Genomic DNA, 15,740 nt, shown 5'->3' with positions numbered 1-15,740 from the left:
TTACCCATCGTGGCGCTACGATCGAGTTTCGTGAACACGCCCGCCCAGCTGCTGCGCACCGGACTCGCCGACCAGATCCGGGAGTTCATCGTGGAGGGCATCAGCGCGGGCCGCTGGGAGCCGGGCGAGCGCATCGTCGAACGCCGGATCGCCACCGAGCTCGGGGTGAGCCAGGGCCCGGTCCGCGAGGCGCTCCGCCAGCTGGAGGCGCAGCGGCTGATCGAGTCGCTGCCGAACCGCGGCGCCCGCGTGCGCGACTTCACCGAGCGCGACCTCGCCGAGATCTTCCCGGTGCGCGCCGGGCTGGAGCGGACGGCCGTCGAGCTGGCCCTGCCCCGCCTGGCCGGCTGCGTCGACGCCCTGGAGGAGCACAACGAGCGGCTGGCCGAGGCCGCGCGGGCCGGCGATCTGCAGGCCCAGATGCGGCTCAGCATCGCCTTCCACCGCGAGATCGTCGAGACGGCCCAGAACCGGCTGCTCGTCTCGGTCTGGGAGGGGCTCGGCATCGAGCTGTGGACGACGCTGTCGCTGCGCCTGCACCACACGGAGATCTACTCCAAGTCGGCCGAGCACGCCGAGCTGATCGAGGCGTTCCGGCGCGGCGACCCCGAGGCGCCGCAGCTCCTGCACGACCACGTCATGAACTACTCGCCGGCCTCGTGAGCCGCTCGCCGGCGTCGTGAGCCCCGCCCGCGGGGGCGCTCACTCCTGGGCGCTCACTCCTGCGCGCGGTAGGCCTTGGTGAGCTGCGCCTCGGCGTCGTCGAGGTAGGAGCGCAGCTCCCGCTCGGCCGCCGCGGCGTCGCCCCGCGCGATCAGGTCGTACATGCGCCGGTTGCGGGCGAGGTACGGCTCGTGGAACTCGCGCGGCGAGCCCATCTCGTGGAAGACGAGCCGCATCTCGGCCAGCAGGTGCCGGGTCATCTCGTCCACCCGCGGGCTGCCCACCAGCGCGGCGAGGGCCTGGTGGAAGCGGATGTCGGCGGTGCCCACGTCCGGCCAGCGGCCCGCGGCGGCGGCGCGCTCGCCGTCCAGCACGGCGGCCTCCAGCCGGGCGAGCGCCGCGGGCGGGGCCTCGGGCGCGCACCGGACGCCCTCGCACTCCAGGATGCGCCGGACCCGGTACAGGTCGGCGAGGCCGTCGGCGGTGACGCGGCGTACGAACACGCCGCGGTTGAACTCGTGCACGAGCAGCCGCTCCTGGACGAGCAGCCGGAACGCCTCCCGCATCGTGTTGCGGGACACCTTGACGGCGCGGCACAGGTCCTCTTCGGGGAGCCGCGCGCCGGGCACGAGCCGGCCGTCGGTGATCTGGTCGCGGAGCAGGTCGGCGACCCGCGCCGCGGTGCTCGACCGGTCCAGGCCGTGCCGGGCCGCCGCGATCTCGTCGAGCCAGGTCTCCGCCATCGACCGCCCTCCCCGCATGCGTGGGGGCAAGCGTATCCCATCGGCCGGAAAATCTCTCAACAAGGGGATTGCTGGATTGTTGAACAATCTCTACCCTGACGGAAAGCCGACACCCGAGAAGGGTCACCCCCATGACGGACCGGACCGCCCTGGACACCCCACCGGCACCACCCGCCTCGTCCCGCCGCGGCGCGCTGCTCGGCGCCATGTTCCTGATGGCCACCAGCGCCATCGGACCCGGTTTCATCACCCAGACCACCGTGTTCACCGCCAAGCTCGGCGCCGCGTTCGCGTTCGCGATCGTCGTGTCCGTGCTGGTGGACATCGCGATCCAGCTGAACGTGTGGCGCGTCGTCGGCGTCTCCGGAATGCGCGCCCAGGAGCTCGGCAACCGCGTCCTGCCCGGCGCTGGCTACGGCCTCGCCGCCCTCGACGTGTTCGGCGGGCTGGTCTTCAACATCGGCAACATCGCCGGCACCGCGCTCGGGCTGAACGCGCTGCTCGGCCTGGACGTCAAGATCGGCGGCGGGCTGTCCGCGCTGGTCGCCATCGGGATCTTCCTGAGCCGCCGCGCGGGCGTCGCGATGGACCGCATCGTCGTCGTGCTCGGCGCCGCGATGATCCTGCTGACGCTGTACGTGGCGTTCGTGTCCGACCCGCCGCTCGGGGACGCGCTGAAGCAGAGCGTCGCGCCCGAGACCGTCGACTTCCTCGTCATCACCACCCTGATCGGCGGGACGGTCGGCGGCTACATCACCTACGCGGGCGCGCACCGCATGATCGAGTCCGGGCTCACCGGCAAGGAGAACGTCCGGGAGATCAACCGCAGCGCCGTCACCGGCATCCTCGTCACCGGCGTCATGCGGGTGCTGCTGTTCCTCGCCGTCCTCGGCGTCGTCGCCGGCGGCGTCACCCTCGCCAAGGAGAACGCCCCCGCGTCGGCGTTCGAGCACGCGGCGGGCGAGGCCGGGCTGCGCGTCTTCGGCCTGATCATGTGGTCGGCCGCGATCACCTCGGTGATCGGCGCGTCCTACACCTCGGTGTCGTTCCTCGTCTCGTTCTCCTCGTTCGTCGAGCGGTACCGCAACCGGCTGGTCGTGGCGTTCATCCTGGTCTCCGCGGCCATCTACCTGGCGATCGGCACCGCCCCGGCCAAGCTGCTCGTCCTCGCGGGCGCCCTCAACGGGCTCATCCTGCCGTTCGGGCTCGCGGTGCTGCTGTGGGCCGCCGGCCGCCGCCGCGACCTGCTCGGCGGCTACCGGTACCCGGTCTGGCTGCTGGTCCTCGGCGGCGCCGCCTGGCTGCTCTCGCTCTACCTGGGCTGGAACTCGCTGTCCGAACTCGACGACCTCTGGAGCTGACGGGTGCGGATCATCCCGAGCGGCGACGCCGCGCTGCTGGTCGAACTGCCGGACCTCGCGGCCATGCTGGGCCTGTACGCGGCGCTCGCCGCGTCCCCGCCGCCCGGCGTCGCCGACGTCGTCCCGGCGGCCCGCACGCTGACGCTGCCGCTCGACCCGTCCGCCGACCCGGCCGCGGTCGCCGCCGCCGTGCGCGCCGTCCGGCCGGCCCCGGCGGGCGGCGGCGCCGGGGCCGTCGAGATCCCCGTCGTCTACGACGGCGCGGACCTCGCCGAGGTCGCCGGCCGCACCGGCCTCACCCCGGCCGAGGTCGTCGCCGCGCACACCGGCACCCCGTGGCGGGTCGCGTTCACCGGGTTCGCGCCCGGCTTCGGGTACCTGGAGGGCGGCGACCCGCGGCTGGACGTCCCGCGCCGCGCCGTGCCCCGCGTCCGCGTCCCGGCGGGCGCGGTCGGCCTCGCCGGGCGGTTCAGCGGGGTCTACCCCGCCGAATCGCCGGGCGGCTGGCAGCTCATCGGGCGCACGGAGGCCGTCCTCTGGGACCTGGACCGCGACCCGCCCGCCCTGCTCCGCCCCGGAATCTCGGTCCGCTTCGTCGCGCGGGAACCATGAAGCGCGGCCTGGACGTTCTCGACACAGGGCCCCTGGCGACAGTCCAGGACATGGGCCGACCGGGTCACGCGGCGCTCGGCGTGGGGGTGTCGGGCGCCGCGGACCCGGTTTCCCTGCGCCTCGCCAACCGCGCAGTCGGCAACCCCGGCGGCGCGGCGGCGATCGAGGTCACCCTCGGCGGGCTGCGCGTCCGCTGCCGGGGCGGGGTCTTCGCCGCCGTCACCGGAGCGCCCGCCCCGCTGCTGGTGGACGGCCGCCCCGAAGCGCCCTACACGGTGCTCCACCTGCCCGACGGCGCCGAACTCCGGATGGGCGCCCCGCCCGCCGGGCTGCGCAGCTACCTGGCGGTGCGCGGCGGGATCGCCGTCCCGCCCGTCCTCGGGTCCCGCGCCACCGACACCCTCGCCGGCCTCGGCCCCGCCCCGCTCAAGCCCGGCGACCTGCTGCCCGTCGGCCCGCCGCCTCGCGAGGCGCCGCTGCTGGACGTCCTGCCCGTCCGCCCGCCCGCCACGGGCGACGTCGAGCTGCGCGCCGTCCCCGGCCCGCGCGCCGACTGGTTCGCCCCCGGCGCGCTCGACGTGCTCTTCACCGCCGCCTACACCGCCACCAGCGACATCGACCGCGTGGGCATGCGCCTCGACGGGCCCGGCCTGCCCCGCGCCGGACGCGGCGAGCTGCCCAGCGAGGGGACGGTCACCGGGGCGCTGCAGGTCCCGCCGTCCGGGCGGCCTGTGCTGTTCCTCGCCGACCACCCGCTCACCGGCGGGTATCCCGTCATCGCGGTGGTCGCGTCCGCCGACATCGGGCGCGCCGCCCAGATCCGCCCCGGGCAGCGGCTCCGCTTCCGGCCGCATCCCGTCCCGCACCTCGGAGCACCGCACCTCGGAGCACCGCACCTCGGAAAGGACCGACCATGACCGCACCGCTCGACCCGGGCGCGCTCAGCCCGGACCAGGCCAGGGCGCTGTTCCGGGCCGGACTGCGCGTCCCCACCTCCGGCTGGTGCGCCGGCTGGACGCAGGCGAACCTGATCAGCGTGCCCCGCGCGGACGCCTACGACCTGCTGCTGTTCGCGCAGCGCAACCCCAAGCCGTGCCCGGTGCTCGACGTCACCGAGCCCGGCGCGACCTCGGCCGGGCTGTTCGCCGGCGACCTGCGCACCGACCTGCTCGGCTACGTCGTCTACGAGCACGGTGAACCGGTCGCCGAGGTCACCGACGTGACCGGGTACTGGCGCGACGACCTCGTCTCGTTCCTCATCGGCTGCAGCTTCACCTTCGAGGACGCGCTCCGCGAGGCGGGCGTCCCCGTCCGGCACATCGAGCAGAACCGCAACGTCCCGATGTACCGGACGAACCGGATGTGCCGCCGCGCCGGGGAGTTCGGCGGGCCGCTCGTCGTCTCGATGCGCCCCGTCCCGGCCGCGCAGGTCGCCGACGCCGTCCGGGTGACGGCGCGGTACCCGTCCGTCCACGGCGCGCCCGTGCACGTGGGCGATCCGGTCGAACTCGGCATCGACGACCTGGACGCGCCCGACTTCGGCGACCCGGTCGAGATCCGGGTGGACGAGATCCCGGTGTTCTGGGCGTGCGGCGTGACCCCGCAGGCGGCGGTGATGGCATCCCGGCCCAAGCTCGCCATCGGGCACGCGCCCGGCCACATGGCGATCACCGACGCCCGCGACAGCCGGTACCTCGTGCCCTGAACCGCACCCGGTGCCCTGAACCCGGCATAAGCTTCCCCCATGCCCGAGACCGTCGCCCCGGGCGACCGCCTGGGGGAGCGCTACCGCCTCGACCACCCCGTCGGCGCCGGCGGCATGGCGACCGTCTGGCGCGCCGTCGACCTGGTGCTCGACCGCGCCGTCGCCGTCAAGGTGCCCAATGAGGGTCGGCCCGAGGAGTTCACGCGGCGGCTCCGCCGGGAGGCGAAGGCCGCGGCGGGCCTCACCCACCCCAGCATCACGGGCGTCTACGACTACGGCGAGCACGAGACCGGCCCGGAGGGTTCCGGCGGCCCGCCCGGTCGGACCGGCCGCATCCCCTACGTGGTCATGGAGCTGCTGGACGGGGAGACCCTGGCGGCGCGGCTGGCACGCGGCCCGCTGCCCTGGCGGGAGGCCGCCGGGATCTGCGCGCGCGTCGCCGACGCGCTGGCCGCCGCCCACGCCGCCGGCGTCGTCCACCGCGACATCAAGCCCGCGAACGTGTTCCTCACGCCGGTCGGCGTCAAGGTCCTGGACTTCGGCATCGCGTTCACCGGCCCGTCCACGGCGGGCGGCCCGGTCCTCGGCACGCCCGCCTACGTCGCGCCCGAACTCCTGCGCGGGGCCGCCCCGACCCCGGCCGCCGACATCTACTCGCTGGGCGTCGTCCTGAACGAGTGCCTGCGCGGAGCCTCGGCGGTCCCCGGCGAGGTCGGCGCCCTCGCGCGCGACTGCCTCGGCGACGATCCCGGAGCCCGTCCCACCGCGAAGGAGGCGGCGCACGTCCTGGCCGCGGCGTCGGGCGTCCAACTGGCGCGGGTTCCGGAGGCGCCGCCGCCGTCCCCGTCCGGCGACACCGTGCCCCGGCAGCCGACCCGGGTGCTGGACGAGCCGCCCGCCGGCGACCCTCCGGCGGGGGCGTCCGCGCGCAAGCCGCTCATCATCGCCGGGGCCGTGGCGGGCGGGATCGCCCTGGTCGCCGTGCTGCTGGCGGCGCTCGCGCCCGACTCGTCCCGCGAGAGCGCCGCGTCGCCGTCCACCGGCCCGTCCCGCCCGGCGGCCGCCGCGTGCTCGGTGTCCTACCGGGTGGACGGCACCTGGCCGCAGGGCTTCCAGGCGACCGTGCGCATCACGAACCTGGGGGACGGCGCCATCGACGGCTGGCGGCTCGGCTTCGCGTTCCCCGACGGCCAGGCGATCACGCAGCTGTGGAACGGCAGCCAGGTGCAGGACGGCCCGTCCGTCACGGTGACGGCGGCGGACTGGAACCGTTCGATCCCGCCGGACGGCACGGCCGAGTTCGGGTTCATCGGCCGCCGGGACGGCGGCAACGCGGCGCCCGCCCGGTTCACCCTCAACGGCGGCGAGTGCGGCGGCTGAGCGCTGCTCATGGGAGCGCTCCCAGAATGTTCCCGCAGGTCACGCCGTATCCGGCCGAATTGAGGACCGGCGACCTATTGTGTCCGTCCGCGCCGAGGGCTTAGCATCCCGGCAATCGAAGCGCTTCGACACATCGACGCTCGACTCGGCCCGGACCCGGCCCCCGCCGGCATCCCACCCCCCGGAGGATTCCCATGTTCAAGGCAGGCAGGAGCGCGGCGGTGCTCGCCGCCCTTGCCGCGGCGGCGCTGTCGCTCACCGCGTGCGGCGGTGACGACGACGGCGGCTCCGGCGGCAAGGAGTTGAAGCTCTGGCATTACGAGGCCCCGGACAGCGCCATGGGCAAGGCGTGGAACGAGGCCATCAAGGAGTTCGAGGCCACGCACCCCGGCGTCAAGGTGACGTTCGAGGAGAAGGGCTTCGAGCAGATCCAGAAGACCGCGCCGATGGTCCTGAACTCCAAGGACGCCCCGGACCTGATGGAGTACAACAAGGGCAACGCGACCGCCGGCCTCCTCTCCAAGCAGGGCCTGCTCACCGACCTCACGCCCGAGGTCACCAAGCGCGGCTGGGACAAGCTGATCAGCCCCAACGTCCAGGTCACCGCCAAGTACGACGCCAAGGGCACGATGGGCGGCGACAAGTGGTTCGGCGTCCCCAACTACGCCGAGTATGTCCAGGTTTACTACAACAAGGACCTGTTCAAGAAGAACGGGGTCGAGATCCCGACGACGTTCGCCGAACTCACCGCAGCGATGGACAAGTTCGTCGCGAAGGGCGTCACACCGCTGACCAACGCGGGCGCCGAGTACATGGCCCACCAGTTCGTCTACCAGCTCGCCCTGGACAAGGCCGACAAGAGCTGGGTGGACGCCTACCAGCGCTACACCGGCAAGGTCGACTTCCACGACGCCGCCTGGACCGCCGGGGCCACCACCTTCGCCGACTGGGTGAAGAAGGGCTACATCGCCAAGAACTCCGTCAGCCTCAAGGCCGAGGACGCGGGCGTCGCCTTCATGAGCGGCAAGTTCCCGATGATGTTCTCCGGCAGCTGGTGGTTCGGCCGCGTCGCCGCCGAGGCCAAGTTCGACTGGGAGACCGCCGTGTGGCCCGGCGCGAAGATGACGCTCGGCTCCGGCGGCAACCTGTGGGTCGTCCCGAAGGGCTCGGAGAACAAGCAGCTCGCCTACGACTTCATCGACATCACGATGAAGAAGAAGGTGCAGAACATCCTCGGCAACGCGGGCGGCATCCCGGTCGCGGCCGACCCGTCCGCGATCACCGAGCCGAAGGCCAAGAAGCTCATCGACGACTTCAACGGCCTCGCGCGGTCCGACGGCCTCGCCTACTACCCGGACTGGCCCGTCGCCGGCTTCTACGACGTGTGGGTGTCCCAGACGCAGAAACTCATGAACGGCGAGTCGCCGAGCAAGGCCCTGGACGGCGTCCAGAAGTCCTACGAGGATGGTCTGCCGAAGTGACGGCGCAGGGCCGCGGCCGGTGGCGGGAGCAGTGGGGCTACGTGCCCTACCTGCTCCCCGGCCTGCTCCTCTTCACCGCCGTCATCGGCGTGCCGTTCCTGATGAACATCGGGACGAGCTTCACCGAGTGGACGGGCGTCGGCACCCCGAAGTGGGTCGGGCTCGCCAACTACCGGGAGCTGGTCCGGGACGCCGACTTCTGGGCGTCCTTCGGGCACAACGCGCTCGTGATCCTCGGGATGGCGGTCGTCCCGACGCTGATCGGGCTGGTGCTGGCCTCGGCCCTGACCGACCTGATCGACCGGCACTTCGGGGCGCGGACCGCGAGCGTCCTGCGCGCCTGCGTCTACCTGCCGCAGGTCCTGCCCATCGTCATCGCGGGCGTCGTGTGGAGCTGGCTGCTGGCCCCCGAGAACGGCGCGGTGAACGCGCTGCTGGACGCGGTCGGCCTCGGCTCCCTCGCGCACGACTGGCTGGGCGACCCGGCGACCGCGCTGTGGAGCGTCCTCGGCGTGATGGTGTGGATCCAGATCGGGTTCCCGCTGGTCATCTTCATGTCGGGCCTGCAGCGGGTCGACCCGTCGCTGTACGAGGCGGCGGAGATCGACGGCGCCACCTGGCTGCGCCGCTTCTGGCACATCACGATCCCGCAGATCCGGCCGGAGATCTTCGTGGTGCTGCTCTGGACGACGATCGCCGCGCTGAAGGCGTTCTCGCAGATCTTCGTGCTCACCAAGGGCGGCCCGGGCGGCGCGACCAACGTGCCCGCGTACTACTCCTGGGTCCACTTCTTCGAGAAGTCGGAGGTGGGCTACGGCTCGGCGATCGCGACCGTCCTCACGCTCGTTATCGTCGCGCTGACCGTGGTCTTCCTGCGCATGCAGTCACGTGAACTGGGGGAAGAGCGGTGACCGCGACTCTGACCAAGAAGGCCGGGGCGCCGCCGCGCGGCACCCGGGGCACCGGGCACCGCCGCCGCAGGGGGCCGTCCGCCTACGCGGTGCTGGTGGCGCTGACCGCCTTCGCCGGCATCATGCTGATCCCGTTCGTCGTGGTGGTCTTCAACGCGCTGAAGACGCCGCAGGAGTACTCCTCATCGGGGCCGCTGTCGCCGCCGGACGGCATCAACCTGGACGCCGTCCGCGCGTTCTGGGAGCGCACCGACTTCGGGAACGTCCTGCTCAACAGCGTGCTGATCAGCGGCTCCGTCGCCGTCCTCGCCGTCCTGCTGTCGGTGCTGAACGCCTACGCGCTCGGCATCGGCCGCATCAAGGGCCGGATGTGGGTCCTGGTCCTGCTGCTCATGGCGAACACGGTGCCGCAGGAGGCGCTCGTCTACCCGCTGTACTACCTGTCCAAGCAGGTCGGCCTGTACGACACCAAGCTCAGCGTGATCATCGTGTTCACGGTGATCCAGGCGGCGTTCGGCACCTACCTGCTGTCGTCGGTGCTGTCGGCGTTCCCGCGCCCGCTGCTGGAGGCCGCCCGGATCGACGGCGCGGGCCGCTGGCAGATCCTCTGGCGCGTGGTCGTCCCGGTGGTGCGCCCGACGCTGTCGGTGCTGCTCGTCTTCTTCTTCGTGTGGACCTGGAACGAGTTCCTGATCCCCATGACCTTCCTGATCTCCAACGAGAACCAGACGGTCTCGGTCGCGCTCGGCGTGCTGCAGGGGCAGCGCCTCATGGACGCCACCATGTCCAGCGCCGCGTCGCTGCTCGGCCTCCTCCCGACCGTCGTCTTCTTCCTCATCTTCCAGCGCACTCTCTCGCGCGGACTTACGGCAGGGGCCATTAAGTAATGAAGTTCAGTGACGGCTACTGGATGATGCGCGAGGATGTGCGGGCGTTTCATCCGGTGGAGGTCCTCGACGTCGACGCGGGGGCGGGCTCCTTCACGGTGTACGCGCCCGTCGAGCGGATCCGGCACCGGGGGGACCTGCTCAAGGGCCCGGTGGTGACGGTGACCTGCGAGGCGCCGATGCCGGACGTCATCGGGGTCACGCTCACCCATTTCGCGGGGGAGCGGCGGCGCGGGCCGGAGTTCGAGCTGGCCACCGCTCCGGGCGGTGAGGTCGCGGTCGACGCGGAGGCGGCGACGCTGACGTCCGGGGCGCTGTCGGTACGGGTGGGGCGCGGTGAGGGGTGGAGCGTCGACTTCCTGGCGGGCGGGCGGCGGCTGACCGGCAGCTCTCCCAAGGCGCAGGCCGTCATCGACACCGATGACGGGCGGCATTACGTCCGGGAGCAGCTCGACCTCGGCGTCGACCATTTCGTCTACGGGCTCGGGGAGCGGTTCGGGCCGCTGGTGAAGAACGGCCAGTCGGTGGACGTGTGGAACGCCGACGGCGGGACGGCCAGCGAGCAGGCGTACAAGAACGTGCCGTTCTACCTGACGAACGCCGGATACGGCGTGTTCGTCGACCATCCGGGGCGCGTCTCTTTCGAGGTGGCGTCGGAGGCGGTCGCGCGGACGCAGTTCAGCGTCGAGGGCCAGTCGATGCGGTACTTCGTCATCTACGGGCCGTCGCCTAAGGAGATCCTGCGCAAGTACACCGCGCTGACCGGGCGGCCCGCGCGGCTTCCGGAATGGTCGTTCGGGCTGTGGCTGTCGACGTCGTTCACCACGTCCTATGACGAGGAGACCGTCTCGTCGTTCATCGACGGGATGGCGGAGCGCGACCTGCCGCTCAGCGTGTTCCATTTCGACTGCTTCTGGATGCGCGAGTTCCAGTGGTGCGACTTCGAATGGGACCCGCGCGTCTTCCCCGACCCGCCGGGCATGCTGCGGCGGCTGCGGGACCGGGGCCTGCGGATCTGCGTGTGGATCAACCCCTACATCGGCCAGCGCTCGCCGCTGTTCGAGGAGGGCCGGTCGCGGGGCTACCTGCTCACGCGCCCGGACGGGGACGTGTGGCAGTGGGACAAGTGGCAGCCCGGCCTGGCGGTGGTCGACTTCACCAATCCCGAGGCGCGGGAATGGTACGCGGGCAAGCTCGAAGCGCTCATGGACATGGGCGTCGACTGCTTCAAGACCGACTTCGGGGAGCGCATCCCGACCGATGTCGTCTACCACGACGGCTCGGACCCGGAGCGGGCGCACAACTACTACACCTATCTGTACAACCAGACGGTCTTCGATCTGCTCCGCAAGAAGCGGGGCGAGGGCGAGGCGGTGGTGTTCGCCCGGTCCGCGACGGTCGGCGGGCAGCAGTTCCCGGTGCACTGGGGCGGCGACTGCGAATCGACGTTCGAGGCGATGGGGGAGAGCCTGCGCGGCGGTCTTTCCCTGGGCGCGTCGGGATTCGGCTATTGGAGCCACGACATCGGCGGCTTCGAGGGCACGCCCGATCCGGCGCTGTTCAAGCGGTGGATCGCGTTCGGGATGCTGTCCTCGCACAGCCGCCTGCACGGCAGCCACTCCTACCGGGTGCCGTGGCTGTTCGACGAGGAGTCGGTGGACGTCCTGCGCGAGTTCACCCGGTTGAAGATGCGGCTGATGCCGTACCTGGCCGGCGCGGCGCGGCAGGCGTCCGGGGAGGGCCTGCCGATGATGCGGGCGATGGTCCTGGAGTTCCCGGACGATCCCGCCTGCACGCACCTGGAGCGCCAGTACATGCTCGGCGACGACCTGCTCGTGGCGCCGGTGTTCTCGTCCGACGGTGACGTCTCCTACTACGTGCCGGGGGGTGTGTGGACGCACTACCTGACGGGTGAACGGGTCGAAGGCGGCCGGTGGGTCCGCGAACACCACGGCTTCGACAGCGTGCCGCTGCTCGTCCGGCCGGGTGCGGTCATCCCGGAGGGCGCGGTCCACGACCGTCCCGACTACGACCACGCGGACGGCGTCACGCTGCGCGTCTACGAGCCGTCCGACGGCACCACGGTCACCCAGGTGGGCGACGCCGCCTTCACGACCGTGAAAAACGGTGAAAACGTGCGCGTGACCGGCGAGGGAGCCTGGAACGTCCTTCTCGTCAACGCGCGCGTAGCGGCCGTAGAGGGCGGCGAGTCTTCGCACCATCCACACGGTGTTCTCATCAAGGCGACCGGTGACGAGCTGGTCATCACTCTGGCAGAGGAGAGCTGATGGGGTTCCCGCAAGGGTTCCTGTGGGGCGCGGCCACCGCCGCCTACCAGATCGAGGGGGCGGCTCAGGAGGACGGCCGGGCGCCGTCCATCTGGGACACCTTCAGCCACACGCCGGGCAAGGTGCTCGACGGCGACACCGGTGACGTGGCCACCGACCACTACCACCGGTGGGAGGAGGACATCGCGACGATGGCCGCCCTCGGCATCGGCGCCTACCGGTTCTCGATCTCCTGGTCGCGCGTCCTGCCGGACGGCACGCCCAACCAGAAGGGCCTCGACTTCTACTCCCGCCTGGTCGACGAGCTGCTCCGGCACGACATCGCTCCCGTCGCGACGCTCTACCACTGGGACCTGCCGCAGGAGCTGGAGGACGCGGGAGGCTGGCCGGCGCGCGACACGGCCCGCCGGTTCGGCGACTACGCCGAGCGGATCGGCCGCGTCCTCGGCGACCGCGTCCACACCTGGACGACGCTGAACGAGCCGTGGTGCTCGGCGTTCCTCGGCTACGCGTCCGGCGTGCACGCCCCCGGCCGCACCGACCCGGCGGACGCGCTCGCCGCCGCCCACCACCTCAACCTCGCGCACGGCCTCGCGGTGCGGGCGCTGCGCGGCGTGACCCCGCCGTCCGCGCGGCACTCGGTGACGCTCAACCTGCACCACCTGCGCGGCGACGCCGAGGCCGTCCGGCAGGTGGACGCGGTCTCCAACCGCGTGTTCCTGGACCCGATGCTGGGCAGGGGCTACCCCGCCGACCTGCTGGACGACACGTCCTCCCTGACCGACTGGAGCTTCGTCCACGACGGGGACGAGGCCATCATCGCCGCGCCCCTGGACGTCCTGGGCGTGAACTACTACTCGCCCACGCTCGTCCGGGTGTGGGACGGGACGTCCCCGCGCGCACACGCGGACGGCCACCGGCAGGGCGCGGCGTCGCCGTTCCCCGGCTGCGACCGCGTCGAGTTCGCCGAGCAGCCCGGCCCCTACACGGCGATGGGCTGGCCCATCGACGCGAGCGGCATGGAGGAGCTGCTGCTGCGGCTCCAACGCGAGTACCCCGACACCCCGCTGATGGTCACCGAGAACGGCGCCGCCTTCGACGACACGGTGGAGGACGGCCGCGTCCGCGACGAGCGGCGCATCGCCTACCTGCGCGACCACATCGCCGCCGTGGAGCGCGCCTGCGCGGCCGGCGCCGACGTGCGCGGCTACTTCGCCTGGTCGCTGCTCGACAACTTCGAATGGGCGTACGGCTACTCCAAGCGGTTCGGCCTCGTCCGCGTCGACTACCCGACCGGGCGGCGCACCTGGAAGGACAGCGCGCACTGGTACCGGGACACGATCGCGACGCACCGCGGGAGCGCCTGACGATGGAGCGGGAGCACCCGGTGGGGGAGAGGGAGCGCCCGATGGCGGGACGGGCGGGGGCGGCCGTCGCGGCGCTGGCCCTCGCCGCGTTCTGCTTCGGCACGACCGAGAACCTCCCGATCGGGCTGCTCCCGCTCATCGCCGGCGACCTGGACGTCTCCGCCTCCGCCGTCGGCCTGCTCGTCACCGGCTACGGCATCGTGGTCGCGGTCGTCTCCGTCCCGCTCGTCAGGATGACGGTCCGGATGGGGCGCCGCCCGCTGCTGACCGGCGTGATGGCCCTGTTCATCGTGATGAGCTTCGCGGCGGCGGCCGCGCCCGGCTACGGCACGCTGTTCGGCACCCGGCTGGTGACCGCGCTCGGGCAGGCGGTGTTCTGGCCGGTCGCCGTGGTCGCCGCCGCCGGGCTGATGCCGCCGGAGGCGCGGGGCCGCGCGGGCGCCTACGTGTTCGCGGGCGGGTCGATGGCCATCGTCCTCGGCGTCCCCGCCGGGACGTGGCTCGGCCGGGCCGTCGGGTGGCGGGCGTCGTTCGCCGCCCTCGGCGTGCTGTGCCTGGTGTCCCTGGTCGCGATCGCGGTCCTGCTGCCGGGCGGGAAGACGACCGGCCGCGACCCGGTCCCGGCGTCCGCGCCGGACGCCCGCCGCTTCCGGCTGCTGGTCGTCACGATCATGTTGCTGATCGGCGGGTTCTTCACCGCCTTCACCTACATCACCGAGTTCCTGACGCGGGTGAGCGGCTTCTCCGGCGCCGCCATCAGCCCGCTGCTGCTGGTGAACGGCGTCGCCGACATCGCGGGAGTGGTCATCGCCGGGATCGTGGTGGACCGCGGGCCGCGCGCGCTGGCCGCCGGCTCCGCGGCGGTGCTGGCCATCGCCATGCTCGGCCTGTTCGCGTTCGGCACGGCGGCGGTCCCCGCGGTGGCCATGCTGGTCCTGCTGGGCATCGGGATCCCCGGCGCGGCGACGGCCTTCCAGGCCCGCGTGATGGAGTCGGCGCCGGGCGACACCGACATCGCCTCGGCGTGGACGTCCGCCGCGTTCAACGTCGGGATCGCCGGCGGCGCCCTGCTCGGCGGCGCGCTGCTGCCGCTGACCGGGGTGCGCGGGACGCCGCTCGCGGGCGCGGCGGTGGCGGCCGCCGCCCTCGCGGTGATCGTGCTCGACCGGCCGCCGCGCGCTCGCGCTCCGGCCGTGCCTCACACGGCTAGCATCATTCGCACTCTGCACCCCTCCGAGGACGACGGGACGGTCCGTGGTCAAGATCACTGATGTGGCGCGGCACGCGGGCGTGTCGCCGAGCACGGTCTCCTACGTGCTGAGCGGGAAGCGCTCGATCTCCGAGGAGACCCGGCGGCGCGTCCGGGAGAGCATCCGCGAGCTCGGCTACCGGCCGCACGCGGGCGCCCGCGCGCTCGCCAGCAGCCGCTCCAACGTGCTCGCGCTGATGATCCCGCTGCGCTCCGGCATCGCGGTGCCCGTCGTCATGCGGTTCGCCGTGTCGGTGGTGACCGCGGCGCGGCGGCACGACCACGACGTCCTGCTGCTCACCCAGGAGGAGGGCGAGGACGGCCTGCGCCGCGTCGCCGACAGCGCGCTCGTCGACGCGCTGATCGTGATGGACGTGCAGATGAAGGACCCGCGGCTGCCGCTGCTGCGCTCCCTGGACCGGCCGAGCGTGCTCATCGGCTTCCCCGCCGACGCCGAGGACCTGACCTGCATCGACCTCGACTTCCACGCCGCCGGCGCGGTCTGCGTCGAGCACCTGGCCGGGCTCGGCCACCGGGAGATCGCGCTGATCGGGTCGCCGCCCGAGGTGTACGAGCGCCAGACCGGCTACGCGCAGCGGGTCGCGGACGGGTTCGCCGCCGCCGTCCGCGAGCACGGCCTGACCGGCGAGGTCCACCCGTGCGAGGCGACCGCGGACGCCGCCCGCGAACTGGTCGCGCGGCTGCTCGCCGAGCGTCCCGGGCTGACCGGCGTCCTCGTCCACAACGAGCCGGTCGTCGGCCCGGTGGTGCGGGCGCTGCGCGCGGCGGGCAGGCGCGTCCCCGAGGACGTGTCCGTCGTCGCGATGGCGCCGGACGAGATGGCCGAGCACGCCGAGCCGCCGCTGTCGTCGGTGGCGATCCCCGCCGAGGAGGTCGGCGGGCGCGCCGTCGAGCTGCTGATGGCCAAGCTCGACGGCGCGCCCGTCCCGGCCGCGACCCTGCTCCCGCCCACCCTGACCCGGCGCGCCAGCAGCGCGCCCGCCGCTCGCTGACCGACGAGAAGGAGGAGAAGGGCCCGCCCGCGGCCCGTTATCGAAGCGCTTCGACACACCGCTCGGGGGACGTCCAGAAG

14 protein-coding genes are annotated in these 15,740 nt (G+C 72.6%); 13 read left to right on the top strand and 1 reads right to left on the bottom strand.

Going from position 1 to position 15,740, the window contains the following annotated elements:
• Positions 1-30: 30 nt before the first annotated feature.
• Positions 31-663, top strand: a complete 633-nt coding sequence (locus HUT06_RS29840) for a GntR family transcriptional regulator (RefSeq protein ID WP_254715457.1) — start codon at positions 31-33, stop codon at positions 661-663.
• A 53-nt stretch (positions 664-716) separates the two neighbouring features.
• On the opposite strand, the gene HUT06_RS29835 is transcribed toward HUT06_RS29840, so the two are convergent.
• Positions 717-1,406: a GntR family transcriptional regulator gene (locus HUT06_RS29835; protein ID WP_176198750.1), complete on the bottom strand. Its 690-nt coding sequence runs from the start codon at positions 1,404-1,406 to the stop codon at positions 717-719.
• Positions 1,407-1,537: 131 nt separating this feature from the next.
• On the opposite strand from HUT06_RS29835, the gene HUT06_RS29830 reads away from it, so the two are divergent.
• The 12 genes from HUT06_RS29830 to HUT06_RS29775 all read left to right on the top strand — a co-directional run bounded on the left by HUT06_RS29830 (position 1,538) and on the right by HUT06_RS29775 (position 15,660).
• Positions 1,538-2,767, top strand: coding sequence for an NRAMP family divalent metal transporter (locus HUT06_RS29830; RefSeq protein WP_176198749.1), 1,230 nt, complete (start codon positions 1,538-1,540; stop codon positions 2,765-2,767).
• A gap of 3 nt (positions 2,768-2,770) precedes the next feature.
• Complete coding sequence (locus tag HUT06_RS29825; protein ID WP_176198748.1) at positions 2,771-3,379, top strand: allophanate hydrolase subunit 1; 609 nt, start codon at positions 2,771-2,773, stop codon at positions 3,377-3,379.
• Complete coding sequence (locus tag HUT06_RS29820) at positions 3,376-4,296, top strand: biotin-dependent carboxyltransferase family protein (RefSeq protein ID WP_176198747.1); 921 nt, start codon at positions 3,376-3,378, stop codon at positions 4,294-4,296. The genes HUT06_RS29825 and HUT06_RS29820 overlap by 4 nt, the downstream gene beginning before the upstream one ends.
• Positions 4,293-5,084, top strand: a complete 792-nt coding sequence (locus HUT06_RS29815; RefSeq protein ID WP_176198746.1) for a putative hydro-lyase — start codon at positions 4,293-4,295, stop codon at positions 5,082-5,084. The genes HUT06_RS29820 and HUT06_RS29815 overlap by 4 nt, the downstream gene beginning before the upstream one ends.
• A 39-nt stretch (positions 5,085-5,123) precedes the next feature.
• Positions 5,124-6,464, top strand: a complete 1,341-nt coding sequence (locus HUT06_RS29810) for a cellulose binding domain-containing protein (RefSeq protein ID WP_176198745.1) — start codon at positions 5,124-5,126, stop codon at positions 6,462-6,464.
• A gap of 194 nt (positions 6,465-6,658) precedes the next feature.
• Positions 6,659-7,945 carry an ABC transporter substrate-binding protein gene (locus HUT06_RS29805; protein WP_176198744.1) on the top strand — a complete coding sequence of 429 codons (1,287 nt, stop codon included), beginning with the start codon at positions 6,659-6,661 and terminating at the stop codon, positions 7,943-7,945.
• Positions 7,942-8,856 (top strand): carbohydrate ABC transporter permease, encoded by a 915-nt coding sequence (locus HUT06_RS29800; protein WP_254715456.1) that lies wholly within the window; start codon positions 7,942-7,944, stop codon positions 8,854-8,856. The genes HUT06_RS29805 and HUT06_RS29800 overlap by 4 nt, the downstream gene beginning before the upstream one ends.
• Entirely contained in the window at positions 8,853-9,743 is an 891-nt protein-coding gene (locus HUT06_RS29795; RefSeq protein WP_254715455.1) for a carbohydrate ABC transporter permease, read from the top strand. Before HUT06_RS29800 ends, HUT06_RS29795 begins: the two co-directional genes overlap by 4 nt.
• Positions 9,743-12,031: an alpha-xylosidase gene (yicI, locus tag HUT06_RS29790; RefSeq protein ID WP_176198743.1), complete on the top strand. Its 2,289-nt coding sequence runs from the start codon at positions 9,743-9,745 to the stop codon at positions 12,029-12,031. The genes HUT06_RS29795 and yicI overlap by 1 nt, the downstream gene beginning before the upstream one ends.
• A complete protein-coding gene (locus HUT06_RS29785) occupies positions 12,031-13,398 on the top strand; it encodes a GH1 family beta-glucosidase (RefSeq protein ID WP_176198742.1) in 1,368 nt (455 codons plus the stop codon). The genes yicI and HUT06_RS29785 overlap by 1 nt, the downstream gene beginning before the upstream one ends.
• Positions 13,399-13,439: 41 nt before the next feature.
• Positions 13,440-14,669, top strand: a complete 1,230-nt coding sequence (locus HUT06_RS29780; RefSeq protein WP_176198741.1) for an MFS transporter — start codon at positions 13,440-13,442, stop codon at positions 14,667-14,669.
• Positions 14,653-15,660, top strand: coding sequence for a LacI family DNA-binding transcriptional regulator (locus tag HUT06_RS29775; RefSeq protein WP_176198740.1), 1,008 nt, complete (start codon positions 14,653-14,655; stop codon positions 15,658-15,660). Before HUT06_RS29780 ends, HUT06_RS29775 begins: the two co-directional genes overlap by 17 nt.
• Positions 15,661-15,740: the final 80 nt, after the last annotated feature.

The sequence above is a fragment of the Actinomadura sp. NAK00032 genome (genome assembly GCF_013364275.1).
Taxonomy (GTDB): domain Bacteria; phylum Actinomycetota; class Actinomycetes; order Streptosporangiales; family Streptosporangiaceae; genus Spirillospora.
Note: the sequence above shows the minus strand (reverse complement) of the source record. Positions and strands in the feature narration are given on the sequence as shown.